This window comes from Rhizobium sp. CFBP 13726 (assembly GCF_014841925.1).
GTDB classification, from domain to species: domain Bacteria; phylum Pseudomonadota; class Alphaproteobacteria; order Rhizobiales; family Rhizobiaceae; genus Neorhizobium; species Neorhizobium soli.
The window spans coordinates 455,325-477,393 of the sequence record NZ_JACYUU010000004.1 but is presented as its reverse complement, the minus strand read 5'-3'; the positions used below and the strand labels follow the sequence as shown (position 1 = coordinate 477,393).

Annotated in this window: 17 protein-coding genes; 12 read left to right on the top strand and 5 right to left on the bottom strand. The window is 62.1% G+C overall.

Annotated features, from left to right (window positions below; all coding sequences use genetic code 11):
• The 4 genes from IFT66_RS18950 to IFT66_RS18935 all read left to right on the top strand — a co-directional run bounded on the left by IFT66_RS18950 (position 1) and on the right by IFT66_RS18935 (position 4,695).
• On the top strand, positions 1–1,743 hold the full coding sequence (locus IFT66_RS18950) for an FAD-dependent oxidoreductase (protein ID WP_192078534.1): 1,743 nt from the start codon (positions 1–3) through the stop codon (positions 1,741–1,743).
• Positions 1,740–2,351, top strand: a complete 612-nt coding sequence (locus tag IFT66_RS18945) for an NIPSNAP family protein (protein WP_192078533.1) — start codon at positions 1,740–1,742, stop codon at positions 2,349–2,351. The genes IFT66_RS18950 and IFT66_RS18945 overlap by 4 nt, the downstream gene beginning before the upstream one ends.
• Positions 2,352–2,551: 200 nt before the next feature.
• Positions 2,552–3,721 (top strand): 4-hydroxybenzoate 3-monooxygenase, encoded by a 1,170-nt coding sequence (pobA, locus tag IFT66_RS18940; RefSeq protein ID WP_192078532.1) that lies wholly within the window; start codon positions 2,552–2,554, stop codon positions 3,719–3,721.
• A 314-nt stretch (positions 3,722–4,035) separates the two neighbouring features.
• Positions 4,036–4,695 (top strand): helix-turn-helix domain-containing protein, encoded by a 660-nt coding sequence (locus IFT66_RS18935; RefSeq protein ID WP_113166118.1) that lies wholly within the window; start codon positions 4,036–4,038, stop codon positions 4,693–4,695.
• Here the strand turns inward: IFT66_RS18935 and cydC are convergent.
• On the bottom strand, positions 4,689–6,350 hold the full coding sequence (cydC, locus tag IFT66_RS18930; protein ID WP_192078531.1) for a thiol reductant ABC exporter subunit CydC: 1,662 nt from the start codon (positions 6,348–6,350) through the stop codon (positions 4,689–4,691). The genes IFT66_RS18935 and cydC overlap by 7 nt on opposite strands.
• On the bottom strand, positions 6,347–8,113 hold the full coding sequence (cydD, locus tag IFT66_RS18925) for a thiol reductant ABC exporter subunit CydD (RefSeq protein WP_249406500.1): 1,767 nt from the start codon (positions 8,111–8,113) through the stop codon (positions 6,347–6,349). The genes cydC and cydD overlap by 4 nt, the downstream gene beginning before the upstream one ends.
• A gap of 160 nt (positions 8,114–8,273) precedes the next feature.
• On the opposite strand from cydD, the gene IFT66_RS18920 reads away from it, so the two are divergent.
• From IFT66_RS18920 to IFT66_RS18900, 5 genes are all read left to right on the top strand, one after another.
• Positions 8,274–9,854, top strand: a complete 1,581-nt coding sequence (locus IFT66_RS18920; RefSeq protein WP_342344796.1) for a cytochrome ubiquinol oxidase subunit I — start codon at positions 8,274–8,276, stop codon at positions 9,852–9,854.
• A 24-nt stretch (positions 9,855–9,878) separates the two neighbouring features.
• Positions 9,879–11,027 (top strand): cytochrome d ubiquinol oxidase subunit II, encoded by a 1,149-nt coding sequence (cydB, locus tag IFT66_RS18915; RefSeq protein WP_192078529.1) that lies wholly within the window; start codon positions 9,879–9,881, stop codon positions 11,025–11,027.
• A gap of 12 nt (positions 11,028–11,039) precedes the next feature.
• The gene (gene cydX, locus IFT66_RS18910; RefSeq protein WP_062578213.1) at positions 11,040–11,198 is read left to right on the top strand and encodes a cytochrome bd-I oxidase subunit CydX; all 159 of its coding nucleotides are present in this window, start codon (positions 11,040–11,042) and stop codon (positions 11,196–11,198) included.
• A complete protein-coding gene (gene hemN / locus IFT66_RS18905; RefSeq protein ID WP_192078528.1) occupies positions 11,195–12,526 on the top strand; it encodes an oxygen-independent coproporphyrinogen III oxidase in 1,332 nt (443 codons plus the stop codon). Before cydX ends, hemN begins: the two co-directional genes overlap by 4 nt.
• 123 nt (positions 12,527–12,649) lie before the next feature.
• Entirely contained in the window at positions 12,650–13,096 is a 447-nt protein-coding gene (locus IFT66_RS18900; RefSeq protein WP_192078527.1) for a pyridoxamine 5'-phosphate oxidase family protein, read from the top strand.
• A gap of 101 nt (positions 13,097–13,197) precedes the next feature.
• On the opposite strand, the gene IFT66_RS18895 is transcribed toward IFT66_RS18900, so the two are convergent.
• From IFT66_RS18895 to IFT66_RS18885, 3 genes are read right to left on the bottom strand one after another with little or no spacing between them, the layout of a single operon-like run.
• Positions 13,198–16,266: an efflux RND transporter permease subunit gene (locus IFT66_RS18895; RefSeq protein WP_192078526.1), complete on the bottom strand. Its 3,069-nt coding sequence runs from the start codon at positions 16,264–16,266 to the stop codon at positions 13,198–13,200.
• The gene (locus IFT66_RS18890; RefSeq protein WP_192078525.1) at positions 16,263–17,393 is read right to left on the bottom strand and encodes an efflux RND transporter periplasmic adaptor subunit; all 1,131 of its coding nucleotides are present in this window, start codon (positions 17,391–17,393) and stop codon (positions 16,263–16,265) included. Before IFT66_RS18890 ends, IFT66_RS18895 begins: the two co-directional genes overlap by 4 nt.
• Positions 17,393–18,817, bottom strand: coding sequence for an efflux transporter outer membrane subunit (locus IFT66_RS18885; RefSeq protein ID WP_192078524.1), 1,425 nt, complete (start codon positions 18,815–18,817; stop codon positions 17,393–17,395). Before IFT66_RS18885 ends, IFT66_RS18890 begins: the two co-directional genes overlap by 1 nt.
• A 145-nt stretch (positions 18,818–18,962) precedes the next feature.
• Between IFT66_RS18885 and IFT66_RS18880 the strand changes: the two genes are divergently transcribed.
• The 3 genes from IFT66_RS18880 to IFT66_RS18870 all read left to right on the top strand — a co-directional run bounded on the left by IFT66_RS18880 (position 18,963) and on the right by IFT66_RS18870 (position 22,039).
• A complete protein-coding gene (locus IFT66_RS18880; protein ID WP_062459393.1) occupies positions 18,963–19,649 on the top strand; it encodes a response regulator transcription factor in 687 nt (228 codons plus the stop codon).
• A gap of 2 nt (positions 19,650–19,651) precedes the next feature.
• Complete coding sequence (locus IFT66_RS18875) at positions 19,652–20,944, top strand: HAMP domain-containing sensor histidine kinase (protein WP_192078523.1); 1,293 nt, start codon at positions 19,652–19,654, stop codon at positions 20,942–20,944.
• An 81-nt stretch (positions 20,945–21,025) separates the two neighbouring features.
• The gene (locus IFT66_RS18870; RefSeq protein WP_192078522.1) at positions 21,026–22,039 is read left to right on the top strand and encodes an NADP-dependent oxidoreductase; all 1,014 of its coding nucleotides are present in this window, start codon (positions 21,026–21,028) and stop codon (positions 22,037–22,039) included.
• Positions 22,040–22,069 lie beyond the last annotated feature (30 nt).

Genomic DNA, 22,069 nt, shown 5'->3' with positions numbered 1-22,069 from the left:
ATGGAACGGCAATCTGTGAACACCATGACCTGTGATGTTCTCGTCATCGGTTCCGGCGCTGCCGGGCTCGCGGCGGCGGTGACGGCAGCGCACTACGGCTGCAAGGTCATCGTCGCTGAAAAGGCTTCTGTTTTCGGCGGTACATCGGCTTGGTCGGGCGGCTGGCTCTGGATACCCCGCAATCCTCTGGCGCGGGCTGCCGGAATAGACGAACCACCGGACGGACCTCGCGAATACCTGCGCAGCGAACTCGGCAACCGTTACGGTGATCCGCGCGTCGCGGCCTTCCTGGCCAATGGTCCGGAAATGGTTTCCTTCTTTCAGGATCATACCGAGGTCCGCTGGGTGGACGGCAATCGCGTGCCGGATTTCCACGACACGCCCGGTGCTCTGAAGGGTGGCCGGTCGGTGACGGCAGCTCCGTATGACGGGCGGCGGCTCGGGCCATGGATCGACAAGCTCCGCCCGCCGCTCGACGTCGCCAGCCTCTGGGGCATGGGGCTCGCAAGCGGTGCCGACATCGGACATTTCTTCAAGGCAACCCGCAAGCCGCGTTCGGGGCTCTATGCAGCGGGCCGGCTCGTCCGGCATTTTCGCGATCTTGCATTGCACCGCCGCGGCATGCATCTCGTCAACGGCAATGCTCTTGTTGCCCGTCTGCTGCGCTCGGCGCTCGATCTCGGCGTGTCGATGATGGAACAGACGCCGGCGAAAGAGCTGTTGCGAAATGGCGGTCGGGTCGTCGGCGCGCGGCTGGATACCGAAGGTGGCGATACGATCGTTCATGCGGCGCGCGGCGTCGTGCTGGCGACCGGTGGTTTTCCGCATGACCGCGACCGTCTGACTGCGCTCGCCGGATCGGCCGGCGGCGGCGAGGGGCATTTTTCGGCCGCACCCAGCAGCAATACGGGCGACGGATTGCGGCTGGGGGAAACCGTCGGCGCCACCGTTTCCGCAGATCTCGCATCGGCCATGGCGTTGGCGCCGGTGTCGCTGGTGACACGGCCGGATGGCAGCGTTGCCCATTTCCCGCATCTGATCGAACGCGCCAAACCCGGCATCATCGCGGTTACAACGTCGGGCAGGCGGTTCGTCAACGAGGCGGACAGTTATCACGACTTTACCAAGGCGCTGCTCGATGCGACGCCGCAGGCAAGCCCGCCCGTTGCCTGGCTGATCGCCGACCACAAGGCGCAACGGCGCTGGGGTCTTGGCTGGTCGAAACCGTTCCCGTTTCCTCTCGGCCCGGCGATCCGTTCCGGCTACCTCAAAAAAGGTCGAACGCTGGCCGAGCTTGCCGCGGTCTGCGGCATTCCCGAAGCGGCACTCGCTGAAACGGTCGCGACTTTCAATCGACATGCCGAGCGTGGCGAAGACCCCGAATTCGGGCGTGGCCGGTCCGCCTACAACCGGGTCCAGGGCGATGCCGACCACGGGCCCAATCCATCGCTTGCACCGCTTGCCCATGGGCCGTTTTACGCGGTGAAGATCGTGCCGGGATCGCTCGGAAGCTTCGCCGGCCTGCGCACCGATCCGCAGGCGCGGGTTCTGGACGCGGGCGGCGAAGCGATCCCCGGTCTGTTTGCCGTCGGCAACGACATGACGTCGATCATGGGCGGCAATTACCCGTCCGGCGGCATCACGCTCGGTCCGGGCATGACGTTCGGATACATCGCCGGTCGCGTTCTGTCCGGCCAGTCCGTCACGGTATCCGAGACACTTTCACAGGAGGAAATGGAATGAGCCTTTATGAACTCGCGACGCTCGACACGGTGATCTTCGGCGCCGGCAAGGCAACGCCCGGGATCGAAGCCTGGGTGGCATCAGGCGTGGGGCGCCTTTGTGGAGCCTGGGGCACCGATATCGGTTCGCTGAACCGAATCTTCCTGCTGCGCGCCTTCGACAGTCTCGATGATCTCTACGGTGAGCGCGAGCGGGCGTTGCGTAGCGACAACCCCTTCGGCTGCGTCGAGCAACTGGTTTCGCTCAGCATGGAAAGCTACCGGGCGCTGGAATTCCTGGCTCCCGTCGAGGCGGGCACGTTCGGCCCGATCTATGAGTTCCGCACCTATCACACCCGGATCAACGGCATCACGCCGACCGCGGAGAAATGGGCCGATGCGGTGCCCGCGCGCGAGGCCTATTCGAAGCTCACCGTTGCCATGTACGGGCTCGACGGCAGGCCGCGGCTCACCCAGATCTGGCCCTATGCCAGCCTTGCCGCCCGCACAGAGGCACGCGGGAAATCGGTCACCGACGGAAGATGGCCACCGAAGGGTGGGCCGGACTGGCTGACACCTGAAATGACCAGCCAGATCGCCATGCCGCTGCCCTTCTCGCCGCTGAAGTGAAGGCGTCGATCGGGCAGGCCGTCGTCGCGACGGCCTGGTATGATACGTCTGGACGTCATCCTACGGCTCTCCGTGTCCGGCGAGCGTTGCTTTTCTCCGTGAAGGCGGACCGGCATCAGTCCTATAGATTGGCCGTATAGTCCATTGTTCAAACGCCTGCGGGTGCGCTTAAAGAGACCCCAAGATCTACGGAGGATTTCATGCGCACCCAAGTCGCCATCATCGGTTCTGGCCCTTCGGGTCTCTTGCTTGGCCAACTGCTGACCAATGCCGGTATCGAAAACGTCATTCTCGACAGGGTGAGCAAGGACTACATCCTTGGCCGGGTGCGGGCGGGCGTGCTGGAGGAAGGCATGGTCAGCATGATGGAGCGTGCCGGTGCGGCGGACAGGATGCACAGGGACGGCCTCCCACATGACGGGTTCTCGCTTGCCTTCGACGGCCGCGACCACCGCATAGACCTGTTCGGGCTAACAGGAAAACGCGTGCTGGTTTACGGCCAGACCGAAGTCACCCGCGACCTGATGGATCAGCGCGAAGCCTCCGGCGCAACCACGATCTATAGTACCGAAAACGTAGCGCCGCATGACTTCGATGGAACGAACCCGTACGTGACATTCGAAAGAGAGGGCGTCAGCCACCGGATCGACTGCGATTTCATCGCCGGCTGCGACGGTTACCACGGCATCAGCCGTAAATCGGTGCCGGAGCACAGTCTCACGACGTTCGAACGGGTCTATCCGTTCGGCTGGCTCGGGATCCTGGCGGATGTGCCGCCGGTCAGCCACGAACTGATCTACGCCAATCACAGCCGCGGTTTCGCACTGTGTTCGATGCGCTCGGCCAGCCGCAGCCGCTACTATATCCAGTGCGGACTGGACGAGAAGATCGAGGATTGGTCGGATGAGCGCTTCTACGACGAACTGCGTCGGCGGTTGCCGGCGGAGCATGCGGAAAGCATGGTCGTCGGCCCCTCATTCGAAAAATCGATCGCGCCGTTGCGGTCCTTCGTTGCCGAGCCGATGCGGATCGGCCGCCTGTTCCTGGTCGGCGATGCCGCCCATATCGTGCCCCCGACCGGCGCCAAGGGGCTGAACCTTGCAACCAGTGACGTGTTCTACCTGTTCGAAGGTCTGCAAGAGTATTTCTTAGAGAAATCAGCCGCGGCAATCGACGCCTATTCGATGCGAGCCCTCAAGCGCGTATGGGGCGCCGTGCGCTTCTCCTGGTCGATGACGACGATGATGCACCGCTTTCCCGAAGCCGGCGAGTTCGACCGGAAAATCCAGGAAGCGGAACTCAATTACCTCGTAGGCTCGAAGGCTGCAGCAGCAGCACTCGCCGAAAACTATGTCGGCATGCCCTATTAGGCTCCGTCGGAAAGAGTTGTAGGCCGAAGCTGCGGAGCGGCCGCCATACACGCCGATCGCGATCATTGCTCATCGCAAACGTGATAATATGTTGTATTCGTCGACATGCGTCATACACTTGGCAGGATGGTTGGGCGTTCCTGATCGTCGGCATCCGCAATATCGGTTGTGTGTCCCACTGAATATTTTATGTTGAAGTGACAGCAGACGAGAACGATCGATTGGTAGATACGCACGACAGTCCTTTCACCACTCAGAAATCGGTACATCGGCGGAAAGCGTGCAGCGCTTGTGCCAACTGCGATGTGCGCACAATGGCTGTTTGTGCTGCGTTGGCTGACGAGGAACTTTCCGAACTCGACAAGATCATGACCTCTCGGCATCTTGCTCCCAACGAGATGCTTGTGAGTGAAGGCGACCCTTTGCATCGGACCTACAGCCTTACTGCAGGCATGTTGCGACTATCGATCGCGCTCCCCGATGGACGCCGCCAGATCACCGGCTTTCTGCTGCCGGGCGACTATCTTGGCCTGGCGGATGAGGACGTCCATTCCTCCACGGCGGAAGCGATTGGTTCAGTCCAGCTCTGTTCGTTCTCGACGCGCGAAATGCATGCGCTGATGGAACGCTACCCCAAGCTGAAGGACCGGCTGCATTCGTTTACCCGCTCGGCGCTTCGCCAAGCCCGTGACAATCAGATGATCCTCGGGCGCCTGGCGCCGGTCGAAAAGCTTGCGAGCTTTCTTCTGGCGCTGTCTGCAAGGGCTGCGAAGCATAAGCTTTCCGCCAATCCTCTGTCCCTGCCAATGTCGCGGACCGACATAGCGGACTATCTTGGGCTGACGATCGAAACCGTCAGCCGCTCCTTCACCAAGCTTCGCAATACTGGCATGATCCGGCTGCCCGATCCGCAGACCGTCGAACTGATCGACATGTCTGCGTTGGAGGCCGTTGCAGGCATCAACGTTCACTGATCTTCGCGCAGACGTCCGTCCGTCAGATGGAGGATGCGGTCGACGATCCCGAACGGCAAGTGCGCATGGCTGATGAGGAGGACGGTTCGTCCCACCGTCGCGTTCCTGAGATCACTGAAGAACGAGAGTTCGGTTTCCCTGTCGAGACCGCTGGTCGGCTCATCGAGAACTAGGATCTCCGCCTTGGACAGAAGTGTTCGGGCGAGGCAAAGCCGCCGTGCCTGTCCGACGGAGAGTGTATGACCGGCTTCTCCGACCGGCGTTTCCAGACCGGCAGGCAGACTGCGCACAAAGTCGGCGAGACGCGCCTTGCCGAGAGCGAACCAGCATTCGTCATCGCTCGCTCCGTTGCAGCCGATCCGCAGATTGTCACCGATCGTGCCGATGAAGACCGGCGCGTTCTGTTCGAGAAGGGCGATCCTGGCGTGAAGATCGGACTGCGCGATGTCGCGGATATCCGTACCCGCAACGCGCACGGCTCCCGCGATGGGATCAGCGAGGCGCAGGAGAAGGACGGCGAGTGTGGATTTTCCGGCGCCGCTTTCCCCCATGATGGCGACGCTGCTTCCGGCGTCCACCGTCAGATCGAGGTTCCGTAGGACAGGCCGCCGCGGATCGTAGCCGAAGGTCAGGCCTTCGATTGAGATACTTCCCCCGGCGGGAAGGGCTGCCGGGTGGAGCGTATCGACGACAACAGGTGGTGTCTCCGCCAGTCTCCTCAGTCGCTCCGCCGCGGCGATCGCGCTACCGAACTTTGCGACCTGACGGGTGACGGCCGCCGTTGCCTCGAAGCTCCCGAGCGAGGCGAGAAGAAGGCCGACGAGAATAGGGCCGCTGATCAGGCCACGTTCCAGAGCCGTCAGCCCGGTCAGCAATGTGCCGACGACTGCAAGTCCTCCGAGGACGGCGATTGCTGCTGACGCCGATGCCGAGGCACGGGCGAGACGCAGCCTCGTCCTTGAAAGATCTGCAGCGATTGCATCGGAGCGTGCCCGCATCCGATCGGCAGCACCGAATGCAATCAGATCGGCGTGGCCGTCGACCATGTCGAACGCCGCTACACGCAGTTCGGTCGAGAGGTCTATGATCCGGGCGCCCAGCCGGCGCGTTCCGCTTGAAAGCATTATCGGAACGACAAACAGCGCTGTCGCCATGACGACCGCGTAGAGGATGGCAGCTGCCGGCAGCATGACGGACAGGAAAACGGTCACTGCCGTTGCTGTGAGTACACCCGTCACGAGCGGACCGGCTGCGACGATGAACACACTGTCGAGCGCATCCACGTCTGCCGTCAGACGGGAAACCGCATCGCCTTTGCGGAGCGCTTGGTTGGCTTGATGCACGCCAGGACCGAGGCGTCTGAACAGCCATTCTCTGATGTCGGCCAGTACTCGAAGCGTCGTGTCGTGACCGACGAGCTTTTCGCCGTAGCGCGACAGGATGCGCAGCATCGACAGGCCTCGGACGGCAGCCGACGGACCGAAAAGATTGAAGCTCATGGTAGCGGTGGTCAGGAATGCCGCGGTCAGGAACCAGCCGGAAATGCCCAGCAGAGCAACGCCCGCGAGAAGTGTCGCAAGCGAAAGGCCCAAGGCAATAGCGAAGCCTGCCAGATGGCGCCGAAACAGCGGGTGGAAAGACAGGAGCGCTCTCATGCGGCAAACTCCCGACCAGAGGAAACGACAGACAGGGTCGGCCTCATTGGCAAGAGATGTCCGTTCTCGAACCGCATTGTCGCGTCCATGCGGGAAGCGACCGTCATCGAATGCGTGGCAATGATCATCGTCCGCCCTTGGGCGAACCCCTGGAGGCGATCGAGCACGGTCGCTTCCGTCTCGGGATCGAGATGCGCGGTCGGCTCGTCAAGCAGGATGATGGACGGATCCGTGAGATAGAGGCGGGCCAGGCCGACGCGATGCGCCTCGCCGCCCGACAGGCCGAGCCCACCTTCTCCGATGCTGGTGGCAAGGCCGTCCGGAAGTCCATCGCTGAACGCGGTGACCAGGGCCAGATCGGCCGCGCGGCGCACTGCGTCGTCACTGGCCCCGGGATCAGCAAGGCGGATATTGTCGGCGATCGTGCCGTGAAAGAGATGCGGTTTCTGACTGACGAAGGTCAGCATCCGGCGGAGCTCGCGCTCATCGATGTCGTCAAGCCGGCGATTGCTGAACTCGATTGTGCCCTCAGTGCGCGCAAGCCTTGCCAGCACATTCAGCAGCGTCGACTTGCCGATGCCACTGCGGCCGACGAGGGCGATATGCTGGCCAGCCGGGATGGAGAGTCTGCTCGATGTGAGCAGAATGGAGCAACCGTCCGGCGTTTTGATGCTGAAATTGGTGGTGAGGATCGGGACCGCGGAGGAGACAAGCCGCACCGGTGCCGGAGGGATGATCACAGCCACGGGCATGGGAAGCTCGCCGAATTGCCGCACGATCTCTGCGACCGCCCCCTTGGCATGGGCGCGGTCGTGGTAATGTGCGGCGAGCGATCTAAGCGGAAGATAAACTTCCGGAGCCAGCAGCAGACAGAAGAGCCCGGATTGGAGCGACAACTGCGTACCCGGCAGGTCGACCATGCCGAGATAGCTGAGGCCGACGTAAAGTGCGACGCCGGCAACGCCAAGCGCTGCGAAAAATTCGAGCACTGCCGATGACAGGAACGCGATGCGCAGCACGCGCAGCGTCCGCCGGCGAAGCTGGTCTGTCGCCTCGTGCATGGCTCCAGCCTCGATCTCCATTCGTCCGAACAGCTTCAGCGTGAGGAGACCGCCGAGACGGTCGGCGAAATACTCCGACAGCCGCGACAGCGCATTGGCCTGTGCATCGCTTGCGGCCTGTGCCCCGAAGCCGACCAGTGCCATGAACAGCGGGATCAACGGCGCAGTGAACAGAAACAGCAACCCGACCACCCAGTCGAACGGCATGACGGCCGCGGCAAAGATGATAGGGAGCAGCGCGGCCTGGATGGTTGCGGGCAGGAACCGCGAAAAGAATCCCTCCAGAGCCTCGACCTGATCGACGACCGTGCTGGCAAGCGCGCCGGACGACCGGTCTTGTCTCCAGTCCGGACCAGGGGCAAGCAGCCGCGTGGTCAGGCTGTCGCGCACCGTTCGCTTGATCTTTTCGGCAGCGAACGATCCCGCCACTTCGGCAGCAAAGGCAAGGGCGGTACGGAGAGCAAGGAGGGAGGCGAAACCGAAGATCTGCGGCCAGAGCTGGTCTAAGGGAACGCCATCCTCGATCGCCCGGCCAAGCACCTGCGACAAAAGCAGCACCTGCCCGATCAGCAGCAGGCCGGAGAGTATAGGGAGTGCGACCGCGATGCCGAGGGCGATGCCGCCGTGTCGGCGCAGGGCGGAAAGCGCTTTCCGGTCGCCGCCATCTTCACCCATTTCCTGCTCGTCTGTGCTTGTGGTCATCGGTTTCCGCACTGCCCTGATCGTCGTGGGACTATCTAATCCGGCATGCAGGAGGGCTCATTGATTGCAATCAATGCAGGGGGCCCGTGCGGTGGATTATGCCGCTTTCAGACCGGGGATTTCGAACCGGAAAACCTGAAAACAGGCGGGTAGACACATGATCGACTTTACGGTTGTCGACCTTTCGCGACTGCAGTTCGCGGCGACGGCAATGTACCACTTCCTCTTTGTTCCGCTGACCTTAGGGCTGTCGTTTCTGATGGCCATCATGGAAAGCGTCTATGTGATGACCGGGCGCGAAATCTGGCGGCGCATGACGCTCTTCTGGGGCACGCTGTTCGGCATCAACTTTGCGCTGGGCGTCGCAACCGGCATCGTCATGGAGTTCCAGTTCGGCATGAACTGGAGCTATTACAGCCACTATGTCGGCGATATCTTCGGGGCGCCCCTGGCGATCGAGGGCCTGATGGCCTTCTTCCTGGAAGCCACGTTTATCGGCATCTTCTTCTTTGGCTGGGACAGGCTTTCCAAAGTCGGCCATCTGGCCGTGACCTGGCTCGTGGCGCTCGGCGCCAACTTCTCGGCCCTGTGGATCCTGATCGCCAACGGCTGGATGCAGAACCCCGTCGGCTCGACCTTCAATCCCGATACCATGCGCATGGAAATCACCGATTTCGCCGCTGTCATCTTTAATCCCGTGGCGCAGGCAAAGTTCGTCCACACGGTCAGCGCCGGCTATGTCACCGGCTCCATGTTCGTCATGGCGATCAGCGCCTGGTTCCTGCTGCGGGGACGCCATCTGGATCTAGCCAAGCGGTCGATGGCGGTCGCTGCGAGCTTCGGCCTCGCCTCGGCTCTTTCCGTCGTCGTCCTTGGTGACGAGAGCGGCTATGTCGCGACCGAGCACCAGCAGATGAAGATCGCTGCGATGGAAAGCATGTGGGAAACAGAACCGGCCCCTGCCGGCCTCAATGTCTTTGCCATCCCGGGCGTCCGCGAGAACAGCTATGAGGTGAAAATCCCCTACGTTCTCGGCCTCATCACCACGCGATCACTCTCCACCGAGGTTCCCGGCATTCTGCCCTTGGTCGAGCGTGCGGAAGTCCGCATCCGCAACGGCATGACCGCCTATGCGGCGCTGGACCAGATCCGCGCCGACCGCAACAATGCCGCTGCCCGCCAGACCTTTGCCGATACGTGGCGTGACCTCGGTTACGCACTCCTGTTGAAGCGTTACGTCGATGACGTGCCGGCGGCGACCGACGAGCAGATCGAAAAGGCCGCCTGGGATACCGTGCCGGACGTGCCGACGCTGTTCTGGAGCTTCCGGTTCATGGTCGCGATCGGCCTCTACCTGATCGTCTTCTTCGCGGTGGCTTTCTATCTGGCCTCCCGCCACAGGCTTGGTGAAAACCGCGTGCTTCTGTGGATCGCCCTGTTCAGCCTGCCGCTGCCATGGGTTGCCATCGAATTCGGCTGGCTCGTTGCCGAATACGGGCGTCAGCCCTGGGTGGTCGAGGGAGTGCTGCCGACCTTTTATGCCGCGTCGGGCCTAACCCTCGTGGATCTGGCGATCAGCCTCGGCTTCTTCCTCACGGTCTACACGACGCTTGCCGTCATCATGGTTCTGCTGATGCTCAAAATCATCAAGGCAGGTCCGAGCGAAAGATACGTGCTGATCGACGGCATTCGCGGATCGGCAGTGGTTCCCGAACGCGCCGCCGCTGCGCCGCAACGCTGACCCTCTCATTCGAAAGCAAGGTCCATGTCCCATTTACCTCTCGATTATGAAACATTGCGGATCATCTGGTGGCTGCTGCTCGGCGTCCTCCTGATCGGCTTTGCCATCGCCGACGGCTACGATCTCGGCGTTGGCGCCCTCCTGCCATTTGCGGCCAAGACGGACGAGGAGCGGCGCATCCTGCTCAACCTGATTGGGCCGACCTGGGAAGGGAACCAGGTCTGGCTCGTTCTGGGCGGCGGCGCCATCTTTGCCGCTTGGCCGGCGCTATACGCGGCTTCTTTCTCCGGCTTCTACCTTGCCATGATCGCCATCCTGCTGGCCCTCATCCTCCGGCCGGTCGGTTTCAAGTTCCGCGGCAAGGTCAAGGATCCGCGCTGGAGAAGCACCTGGGACTGGGCGCTGTTCATCGGCGGTTTCGTGCCGGCGCTGATCTTCGGTGTAGCGGTCGGTAACGTGCTGCTCGGTGTGCCCTTTGGCCTCGACGGTACGATGAGGGCCCATTATGACGGCAATTTCTTCGGGCTTCTTCGTCCCTTTGCCCTGGTCGCGGGCCTCACCAGCCTGTCGATGCTGGTCATGCACGGGGCTGTCGTCATCGCCATGCGCTGCGCCGGACCGGTCGCCGAACGTGCAACGCGCTTTGGCCGGATGGCGGCCGCAGCCACCGTTGCTCTGTTCGCGCTCGCCGGCTTGTGGGTCGCCTTCGGTATGGACGGCTATGTCGTCACCAGTGTTCAGGAAGCTGCCGGTCCATCCAATCCGCTGGCGAAAACCGTCGTCACGCAGGCTGGAGCATGGCTGAACAACTACCATGCATATCCCTGGATGATCACCGCGCCGGTTCTCGGTTTCGTCGGGTCGCTCGTCGCCCTGGCAGGACTTGGCAGCCGCCGGTTCAAGATCGCACTCGCTGGATCGAGCCTTGCCATCTTCGGCATCATCTCGACCGCCGGCCTGTCGCTGTTTCCCTTTCTTCTGCCGTCGTCGATCGATCCGGCCGTGAGCCTGACGGTCTGGGACGCGTCATCCAGCCACCTCACCCTGTTCATCATGCTGCTGGCGACCGTCGTCTTCCTGCCGATCGTGATCGCCTACACAGCCTGGGTCTACCACGTGATGCGCGGTCCAGTGAACGCGGCCTCGATCGGTCGCAATCCGAACGCTTACTGAAGGAGATCATTTATGTGGTATTTTTCCTGGATCCTCGGCGTCGGCCTCGCCTGCGTCTTTGCCATCCTCAACGCCATGTGGTTCGAGATGAAGGAAGACCGGCGCCTCTCGGCGCTTCCGGACCCCTCAAACAGGCCAAAACGCAGCGCCGTCGGAGATCCGGCCGCATGAAACCGGATTTGGTCGAGCGTCTCGCGGAAATGCCGGTTCCACGATACACATCCTACCCCACCGCCGCGGATTTCAGCGAGGCGGTGGGACCCAAGGAACAGGCCGCCTGGCTCGGCCAACTTGATCCGGCCGAACCGGTCTCTGTCTATCTGCACGTTCCCTATTGCCGGCAGCTTTGCCACTACTGCGGTTGCCATGCCAAGGCGGTTCGGAAGGCCGAGCCGGTCGAGGACTACCGGACCACGCTGGAGGCAGAGATCGCGCTGGTTGCCGCTCACCTGCCAGCCCGGCTGAAGATCGGCCGCATCGCCTGGGGCGGCGGCACGCCCTCCATTCTGGGCGAGGCAGGCTTGAGATCCGTTCTCGGTATGCTCAAGAAGCATTTCGACCTGGAAGACGACTACGAGCATTCGATCGAACTCGACCCGCGGATGCTCGGGCGCGATCTCTGCCAAGCGCTCGGCCGGCTCGGGATCAACCGCGCCAGTCTCGGCGTCCAGGATCTCGACACCGTTGTGCAACAGGCGATCGGGCGGGAGCAGCCGGAACAAAAGGTGGCCGCCGCTGTCCGTGATCTGCGCGACGCCGGCATTTCACGCATCAATTTCGATTTGATCTATGGTCTACCGAACCAAACCCAGGAAAGCTTGCTGACGACCTGCCGTTCCGTCGTGGACCTTAATCCGGATCGCATCGCCTTTTATGGATACGCCCATCTACCATCACGAAGGGCCAACCAGCGCCTGATCGATAGCGCATCGCTTCCTGGACCCATCGAGCGTTTGCAGCAGGCAAGCGCGATCGCGTCTTTCTTCATCCGCGAGGGCTATCAGGCGATCGGCATCGATCATTTTGCCAAGCCTTCCGATCGATTGGCGGCTGCCGCAAGAGAAGGTCGGCTCCACCGCAATTTTCAAGGCTACACGGACGACGATCGCCCGACCCTGCTGGGGTTCGGGTGCTCTTCCATCTCGCGGCTCCCCGGTGGCTACACGCAGTCGGAATCCGGGATCGAGGCTTACAAACGCCATATCGCGGAGGGGTCTCTACCCACGCGACGCGGCCACGCCTTTGTCGAGGACGATCATGAACGCGCGACAATCATCGAACGCCTGATGTGCGATTTCTCCGTCGATCTGGGACAGACTGCCGCCGGTTATGCCGACGAACTGGCCTTGCTGCGACCGTTCGCTCTGAGCGGTCTGTTGACGGTGCGGGCGAACCGCATCTCGATGACGGCAAAGGGGAGACCCTATGTTCGCACTGTTTCGGCGATCTTTGACCGGTTCAGAAGCCAGGGGCAAAATCTGTTCAGCCCGAGCGTATGAACGTCACCACTGAACGTCATCACTGACATAATGAATTTGAGGATTTCGGCTTGAGGAGCGGAAAGCGCGCCCTCACGAAAGGCAGACGGGATGAATATAAGAGAACTTGATTATCAGGAGTGCATGGCATTCCTTTCAAAAACCCGGATGGGGAGATTGTCCTGCGTCCTCGAAGGCCGCCCGTACACGGTTCCGATTTCTTTCATCATTGAGGACGACTGGTTCTACAGCTTCTCGCTCGAGGGCAAGAAGATCTCGTGGATGCGCGAGAATAACTCCGTCTGCATTCTGGCAGACGAAATCTCCAGTCCGCAACAATGGCGGACCGTTATCGCGAATGGGCAGTTCAAGGAATTCGATCAGGCTGCCGAATGGGCGAAGTATGCGCGTGCATGGTCTCTTCTGCAGTCCAGCAACGCAACCTATTGGTTGCCTGGAGGACTGAAAACAGCAGCGGCCGGGGTGCAAAACAAACCCGTCTACTATGGAATTCGGATCGAAAGCGTCTCGGGGAGAGAGGCCTATCTCCCGACCGAAACCGGACGTGTGTCCGGCATGCATCCACATTGATGGATGACATCATCTCGCTGCCACCGAAGTATCACCATGCCACTCGCCAGCCGGGCTACGTCAAAGCCTGGAGACTTCAACTGCCGCCAGACTTTCACCCGCTACTCCGTGGCGTGCGGCTTGCGCGAGTGGAACCGTCCCTTCAGCCAGACCAACAGATCATCCAGGAATGTGAACACGACCGGGATGACCAGCAAGCTCAGGAAGGTCGAGGTGATCAGGCCGCCGATCACCACGATGCCCATCGGCTGGCGGAAGCTTGAATCGCCGGATACGAGGCTGAGTGCGGCGGGCAGCATGCCGCCCGCCATGGCGATCGTCGTCATCACGATCGGCCGCGCCCGCTTGTGGCAGGCATCCACCAGCGCGTCATAGCGTGACATACCGGCGCGCCGCGCCTCGATCGCGTATTCGACGAGCAGGATCGAGTTTTTCGACACGATGCCCATCAGAAGCAGCAGGCCGATGACCGCAGGCATCGAGAAGCTTGTTCCTGTCAGCACCAGTGGCAAGAGCGCGCCGCCGAGAGCCAGCGGCAAGGCCATCAGGATCGTGACCGGCTGCAGGAAGTCATGGAAAAGCAGGACCAGCACCGCGTAGACGCAGAAGATGCCGATCGCCATCGCCAATCCGAAACTGCTGAACAGCTCGCTCTGGCGCTTCAACTCTCCCTGCTCGACGAATTTCACGCCCTGCGGCAGGTTCTTGTAGCCGGGAAGCTGCGCTGCCTCGTTCGTCACTTCCGAAAGGCTCCGGCCGTTGAGCTCGATCGTGAGCGAGACGTTGCGCGACCGGTCGAGCCGGTCGATCTGGCTGGGGCTGGAGCCTAGCGATATGTCGGCGATGGCGCCGAGCGCGACATTGCCGTCCTTGCCCTCGACCGGGATGAGCGACAGCGCATCCAGCGATTGCCGGCTCGCCGTGTCGAGCATGACCCGGATGGGGACCTGGCGTTCCGGCAGGTTGAGCTTCGACAGGGCCGCATCATAGGCGCCGGCCGTTGCGACCCGAATGGCGTCGGCGATCGCCTTCGAGGTCACACCCAGAGATGCGGCTTCCGCGAGATTAGGGCGGATGGTGATCTCCGGCGATTGGGTCGCGGCCGACGAGGTCACGTTGCCGATGCCGGGCAGCGTGCGCAGGTCGGACTCGAGGCTGGCGGCCGCTTTTTCCAGAAGGTCGGAATCGTCGCCGGCCAGCGTCAGCGTCAGCTGCGTACCATTGCCGCCGGATCCGATCTCAAGACGGACGCCGGGCAAGGTTTCCAGCGCCTTGCGCAAATCCGCTTCGATCTGAGATTGCTTGACGTCACGGTCGTCGATCGACGTGAGGTTGACGACGAGCGTCGCACTGTTGGTGCTGGCATTCGAGGTGCTGTTCATCCCGCCCGTGGAGGCCGTGCCCGTTGCCTGGAAAACCGAGGTAACGTGGTCGACGCCGGCAATGACCGCGGACGCCTTTCGCGCCGCTTCGTCGGTCGATTCAATGGTCGAGCTTGGAGGCGTCGTGATCGTGACCTGGGTCTGGCTGCTATCGGAAGCCGGAAAGAACCCGGTCGACAGATGGCTGAGCAGCAGGATCGTGAAGGCCAGAAAGCCGACCGTGCCGAGGACCGGTATCCAGCGCCGACGAAGCGCGCCTTTGACGGCCCAGAGGTAGGACCGCATCAGGCGACCGTCGCCTTCGTGTATCTTGCCGCTCGGCTTCATGATGTAGGCCGCCATCATCGGCGTCACCAGACGCGCGACGAGAAGCGAGGCGAGGACGGCGACGGAGGCCGTGATGCCGAACTGCTTGAAGATGATGCCGGGAATACCGCCCATAAAGGCTGTCGGCAGGAACACGGCGACCAGGGTGAAGGTGGTGGCGATCACGGCGAGGCCGATCTCATCGGCCGCTTCCATGGCTGCATCCATGGGGCTTTTCCCCATGTTGAGATGTCGTTCGATATTCTCGATCTCGACGATCGCATCGTCGACCAGGATCCCGACCACAAGAGACAGCGCCAGAAGCGTGATCGTGTTCAGTGTATAGTCGAGGAGATACATCACGAGGAACGTCGGGATGATCGACAAGGGCAAGGCAACAGCGGCCAAAAGCGTCGCCCGCCAGTCACGCAGGAAGAGCCAGACCACGAAGATCGCAATCAGCGCGCCCTCATAGACCATATGCATCGACGATTCGTAGTTCTGCTCGATCGGGACGATCGTGTTGTAGGCCTCTTCGATCGTCACTTGCGGATTTTCAGCCGCGAACGACTTCATCTGTTCGCGGATACTGTCCGTGACGGCGACGTCCGAGTAGCCCTTGGACCGCTTGATCTGCGCGGCAATGACCGGCTTGCCGTTGATATAGGCAAGCGAGCTGAGATCGCTGTGGGAATCGGTGACCGTGCCGAGTTCGTCCAGCCGAACCCAGTTTCCCGCCGGCAATGGTATCGGCAGTGCGCGGAGCTGTTCAACGCTGCCGACGGCCGCCAGCGTTCGGACAGACTGGCTTTCGCCGCCGATCCGCCCCTTGCCGCCCGACAGGTCAGACTGCACTGAATCGAGCTGCCCGTTGACGTCGTTTGCAGACAGACCGAGGCCATCGAGCAGATTGGCGTTGAGTTCGACGCGGACCTCCCGGTCGACGCCACCCAGGCGCCCGACTTCGCCGACGCCTTCGACAGCCATCAGGGCACGCGACATATTGTTGTCGATGAACCAGGAGAGTTCCGCCGCATCCAGCGTGTCTGACCGCACCACATAGGTAATCAGCGGCGATGCATTCAGCGACTGTTTGGAAACCGTCGGTGCGTTCATTTCTTCAGGTAAGTCGTCCTGCGCCTGATCGACGGCGCTCTTTACCTCGTCGAGTGCCTCTTGCGTGTTCTTTCCAACTTCGAAGGCGACGGAAATGCTGACGGAACCATCGGTGACCGTCGTGGTCACGGAATCGAGCCGCGTCAGTCCCGTCAGTTCGTCTTCGATCTTGCGGGCGACCTCGGTCTCAAGCTGTGAGGCTGCGGCCCCGTCGAGCGACGCACTGATCTCGATCGTCGGAAGATCCATGTCGGGAAAGTTCTGGATGTCGAGACGGTTGAACGCCCACAGGCCGCAGGCCGTCAGTAGGACGAACAGCAGGATTGGCGGAACGGGATTGCGGATGGACCAGGAGGAGAAATTCACTTCGCTGCCTCCGTCCCGGCCGCTGCAACGGCATCGACCACCCGCACCACGGAACCATCAGCGAGGAACGCGCCGCCGGAGACAACGACTTCCTCTGTCTTGTCAATTCCGGACACGATCTCGACCCGGTCGCCCTGCCGCCGGCCGGTTTCCACACGCTTGCGCGTCACCGTCGGCTGATCTGCAGGCTTTAGAACGAAAGCGTAGGAGAAGCCGTCCCTCAGAGTGACCGCCGTTGCTGGGACCGTCAGCGCATCGGTGGCGCTGAATTCGAAATTGCCGCTGACAAGAATGCCGGTCTTTGGTTGCGGCATTCCTTCTGCCGGCTGCAGGGCCACATAGACCGTGACCCGACCGCTGGCGGTCGAGCTCGTCGGCGAGACAAGCCGCACCTCGCCACGGACATCGCCGAGCGGCGTCGGGATGACCGCTTTGGTGCCTTCCTTGACATCGGCCAGCCGCTTGACCGGCAGCTCCGCCTGCCACTCGATGCGGTTCTGGCGGATCAGCTTGAACAGTTCGTCGCCGGCCGTCACCACCTTGCCAAGCGACGCGGACCGTTCCGAGATCACGCCATCGTCGTTCGCGTAGACCTTTGTGCGGTCAACGGTCAGCTGCGCGGATGCCAGAGCGGCCTTTGACGATGAGAGCGCCGCTTTCGACTTGCGCTCCGTGATCAGATATTCCGTCGTCTGCTGCGCAGAGATCGCACCGGAGCCGGTCAGCCCACGGGCGCGGTCGGCATTTGCGACCGCCTGATCGAGATCGGCCTTTGCCTGCTCGACGCTTGCCTGCTGTTGCTCGAGCTCGGCCTGCGCGGTTTCGGCGTCGAATTGCACCAGCAACTCGCCTTTTTTTACCGTCTCTCCCACATCCGCGTTGATGCCGATGATCCGCAATCCGCTGACTTCGGCGGAGATCACCGCTTCATGCCAAGCCGCAAGGCGCCCGCTTGCCGGAATGAGCACCGGCCACTGGGAAACCTCCGGTTTCGTCACGCTGACCGTGAGGGCGGCCGCGCCGGCGGTCGTCTGCGTCGCGTCCTGTGCCCGGCCTGCCGGGGTGAAAGCAAGACAGACGACGCAGGCAAGCGCCATCGTCGTGAGCGGGTGTGATGTTTTAAGCATTAGTTGAGTTCCCGTGCAGAAGAGGCAGCGGCGGTCGGAATGGACCAGCCTCCGCCAAGCGCTTTGTAGAGGGCTATCCAGTATTGGACGGCGTCGCGCCTGATTTCGATGAGAGTGATGGCCGCCGATTGCGCCGATCGGCGAGCTTCTTCGCGGTCGAGAATGCTGACGCCCCCGGACGCCCAGTTCTGGTCCACCGCGCGGAAATAGCGCTGATAGTTGTCGGCAGCGCTTTTTGCGTCGGCGATCCGCCGCAGCGCCGTGTCGACCCGCAACAGCGCCGTCTCGACTTCGGCAACGGCGCCAAGCACGCCAGACTTATAGTTCGCAACCGCGATATCGTAGTCGGCAACCGCACTGCGCACAGCCGCCCGTCGTGCACCGCCATCCAGCAACGGCACCGACAGCGCCGGTCCGAAGGACCAGGGAACGGATCGGCCGGTCACGGTGGACTGGCTGATCGAGATTGATCCGCTGAGGCTGAGGCTGGGGTAAAGATCGGCTTTCGCCGCCCCGACGTCGGAAATCGTTGCCGCGACTTCGGCCTCCAGCGCGTTGACATCGGGTCTCTGTCGCAGGACGTCGGCGGGCACGGAGGTGATCCGCACCGCAGATGGCTGCGGAATACGCCTTCTGCCCTGGTCGAGCAGCCTGCGGACCGCCGGTTCGTCGCCGCCCGTCAGTTGGGTGAGCGATTTGATCAGGATCTCGCACTCGCCGCGCTGGGCCGTCAGGCTTGACGAGGAGGCAGCGGCGCTTGCCCGCGCCAGCGCCAGATCGCCCGTCGACGTAAACCCCGACTGCGCCGACCGTTCAGTGGCGCGGATGGTCGCTGTCTGAGATGCGAGCTCGTCGCGGTAGAGGCGCTCCAATTCGCGGCAGGCGCGGTACTGGACGTAGTCGTCGCCGACTTCGGCGGCGATCGAAACGCGGGCATCGTGCCAGGACCAGACCTCGCCATCGGCCCGCGATGCAGCGGCTCGGACCTGCTTCTTGGTCTTACCGAACAGATCGACTTCCCAGGCGGAATCAAGCCCGCCGCTTTTTGTCGTCCCGGCAGTCAGCCTGTTATTGTCGTTACCCTTATTGCCCTCGCGGCTTGCCGATGCAGAGCCGTCGAGCGATGGGAAAAGCCCTGACGCGGTGCTGTCGAGCGTGGCGCGCGCCTTGTCGATATTCGCCACCGCTTGCTCGATGGTCGGGTTTTCGCGGTCCGCCATGTACAACAAGGCGTCCAGCGAGGGATCCTTGAAGCTTGCCCACCAAGTCACGAGATCGGCTGTTCGACCGCCATGCGGAAGCGTCGCGTGCCAGAAGGCGGCAACAGCTGGCGTCGCCTGCTTGAGAGTGCCAAGGCTCGTGCAGCCGGTAAGCAAGGCCGCGACGGCCAGGACTGGTAGAACTGAAGAAAGAGTGCTGCGCATCGATTGGACACCGCCTTAACTGAAGGCCGCAGTATAGGGATCGCCATGTTAATGTCGGTCAAGAGCAGGTTAAGTTAGGTAAAACTGCTGTCTTCGCAGCCTCAAGGTCGTAAAGCTGAAGTTATCGAAGGAGCAAGAGCAGGGCATGACCAAGCTACTATTGATCGATGACGATGCCGAGCTGACCAACCTGCTGGGCGAGTATCTGACAGAGGAAGGCTTCGCGGTCGAAACGACCGCGGATGGTCGCGTCGGCGTGGCCGAGGCCATGTCCTCCTCGACGGATCTGATCGTGCTCGACATCATGATGCCGCGGATGAACGGCATCGAAGTTCTGCGCAAGATCCGGCAGGTGAGCGACGTGCCGGTGCTGATGCTGACGGCAAGGGGAGACGATATCGACCGCATCGCCGGCCTCAATCTCGGAGCCGATGATTACGTCTCCAAGCCCTGTTCGCCGGGGGAACTGGCCGCGCGCATTCGCGCCATCCTGCGCCGCTCGGGCCGAACCGAGCGGGACGGCACCGTCAACGAGATCAGGACGGGCGAACTGGTGCTTTATCCGTCGAACCGCAGGGCGATGTGGCGGGCGGCACCCCTGGAACTGACCGGAACCGAGTTCAGCCTGCTGGAAGTGCTTGCCCGCTCCTCCGGCCAGCTTGTCTCCAAGCAGGAGATATCGTTGCGAGCGTTTGCCAAGCCGCTCACCGCGTTCGATCGCCGGATCGACGTCCACATCAGCAGCATCCGGCAGAAACTCGGCGCCCGCCCGGATGGGCAGCCCTGGATCCAGGCTGTGCGCGGCCGCGGCTACCAGTTGCTGGAAGGCTGACCATGCATCGCCTGTTCTGGAAATTCTTCACCGTCGTCTGGTTGGCCATGGCCGGCTCGATTGCGATCCTGTTTGCGATCAGCACGCTGTTCCAATCACCGTTCGAGGAGGAGGTTGCTGGCCGGGAACTTAGCCTGACGCTGGAGACCGCAGCCCAGGTGCTCCAGTCGGATGGCCTGGAGGCGACGGCCAGGCTGGTGGCGGCGGTTCGGCGGACCGGTCGCGACATCCCGGTCACCGTCACGACCGACGGGCCGGCGATCGATTGTGCCGAGCAAAACGAGGAGGCGCTCGTTCGAACCGCCGTGCGCGACGGAGAGTGTTATCGCCTGGAAATTGCCGGCGCAGCGCCGAGCATGATGGCTAAAACCTGGCCTCGGGCTGTTCCGTGGCTGGCAGCCCTTCTGGCGGCAGCAGCTGCGGCCTATTGGCTCGCCCGCTATTTCATTACCCCGGTCGAGCAGCTGCGCTATGGGCTGCGCTCGCTTGCCAGGGGAGAACTGGACGTGCGGATCGCCCACAAGATCGGCGCCAAACGCGACGAGATCGCGTCGTTGGCGCACGATCTGGATATCACCGCTGCCCGGTTGCAGGAGCTCCAGATGGCTCAGCAGCAGCTGTTCCACGATATTTCGCACGAACTGCGCTCGCCTTTATCGCGTCTGCAAGCTGCTATCGGCGTTTTGCAACAGAACCCCGTACGGCTGGTGGTGATGATCGAGCGGATGAGCCGCGAGGTCGAGCGGCTCGACGAACTGGTCGGCGAAATCCTCACTCTCGCCCGGCTGTCGGATCGCGATACACCGAGGTTCGAGCGGCAGACGCTCGATCTTGTCGATCTCCTGCGTGAGATTGTGGACGATGCCGGCTTCGAGGGACAGGCACGCGGGGTAACCGTCCAGTATGAGGGCGTCGACACATTCGTGGCTTCCGTCAACGGCGAGCTGATCTACCGCGCGCTGGAAAATGTGATCCGCAACGCCATTACCCACACGGGACCAAGCACCGCTGTCCGTGTGACGTCCAAGGTCTTGGACCGGAAGCTGATCGTGACCGTCGAGGACGACGGCGAGGGTGTGCCGGAGACGGAACTGGAGGCGATCTTCAAGCCGTTTTCGCAAAGTTCAACCGTCACCACCCGTTCCGGCTTCGGCCTTGGGCTTGCCATTACCCGGCGTGCGGCGGAATGGCACGGCGGGGGCGCAAAGGCAGAAAACAGACCGGCCGGTGGTCTGTCGGTCCAAATCACAATTCCCACCTGTGCTGTCGCACGGAAGCTTGTGGCAGCAAATTAATCGCCCATCGCGGTTCGGCCTTGGCAAATCGGTGTCGCCGACTACTTCACCCGTAAGTCGACAACGACAAGGAGACACAGGATGACCGCCATTCGCCGCATCGTCTTGGCAAGCCGACCGACTGGTCAGCCCGAGGCTGAGAATTTCCGCATCGAGAATTTCGAACTCCCGGAAGCAGCAGAAGGAGAGGTCACCTTGCGATGCCTCTATCTTTCGCTCGACCCTTACATGCGCGGTCGCATGAGCGACGCAAAGTCTTATGCAGCGCCCGTTCCCATTGATGGCGTTATGGAAGGCGAAACGATCTGCGAAGTGGTGAAGTCGCGCCACACAGCCTTTTCGCCCGGCGATATCGTTCGTGCTCGGACCGGATGGACGACCAATGCAGTTGTCCACGGAGATACCCTGACGCGCGTCGAAACGCACGGTGCACCGCTGACGACGGCACTTGGCGTACTGGGAATGCCCGGCTCGACCGCCTGGAGCGGAATGAAGTTCATCGGGAAGCCGAAGCAAGGCGAGACCGTCGTTGTCGCCGCTGCCTCCGGGCCTGTCGGTTCGCTGGTCGGCCAGCTTGCGAAACTTGCCGGGGCGAGGGCAGTCGGGATTGCCGGTGGACCGGACAAATGTGCGTATGTGAAAGATGGCCTCGGCTTTGACGCCGTTGTCGATCACCGCTCGAAAGATTTTGCGTCCGATCTCGCTGCTGCATGCCCTGACGGCGTCGATGTCTATTTCGAAAATGTCGGCGGGCACGTTTGGGACGCCGTCCTGCCGCTGCTGAACCAGTTTGCCCGTGTCCCCGTCTGCGGGCTTGTCGCGCACTACAATGGCGCCGGATCTGCGGAAACCGACCGGCTTCCGATCACCATGTCGGCAGTTCTGAGGCGCAGCCTTTTCATCCGCGGCTTCATCCAGACTGAATTCATCAGCCACTTTGAAGACTTCCTCGATGAGGTCGGCCCGCGCGTCGCCTCCGGCGACATAAAGTATCGGGAAGATATCGTTGACGGCCTCGAACGTGCGCCCGAGGCTTTCATCGGTATGCTCACCGGCGGCAATTTCGGAAAGCTGATCGTGAAGATCGCTGACTGACTGGCTCAAGCAGCCTAATCCGGCCATGAA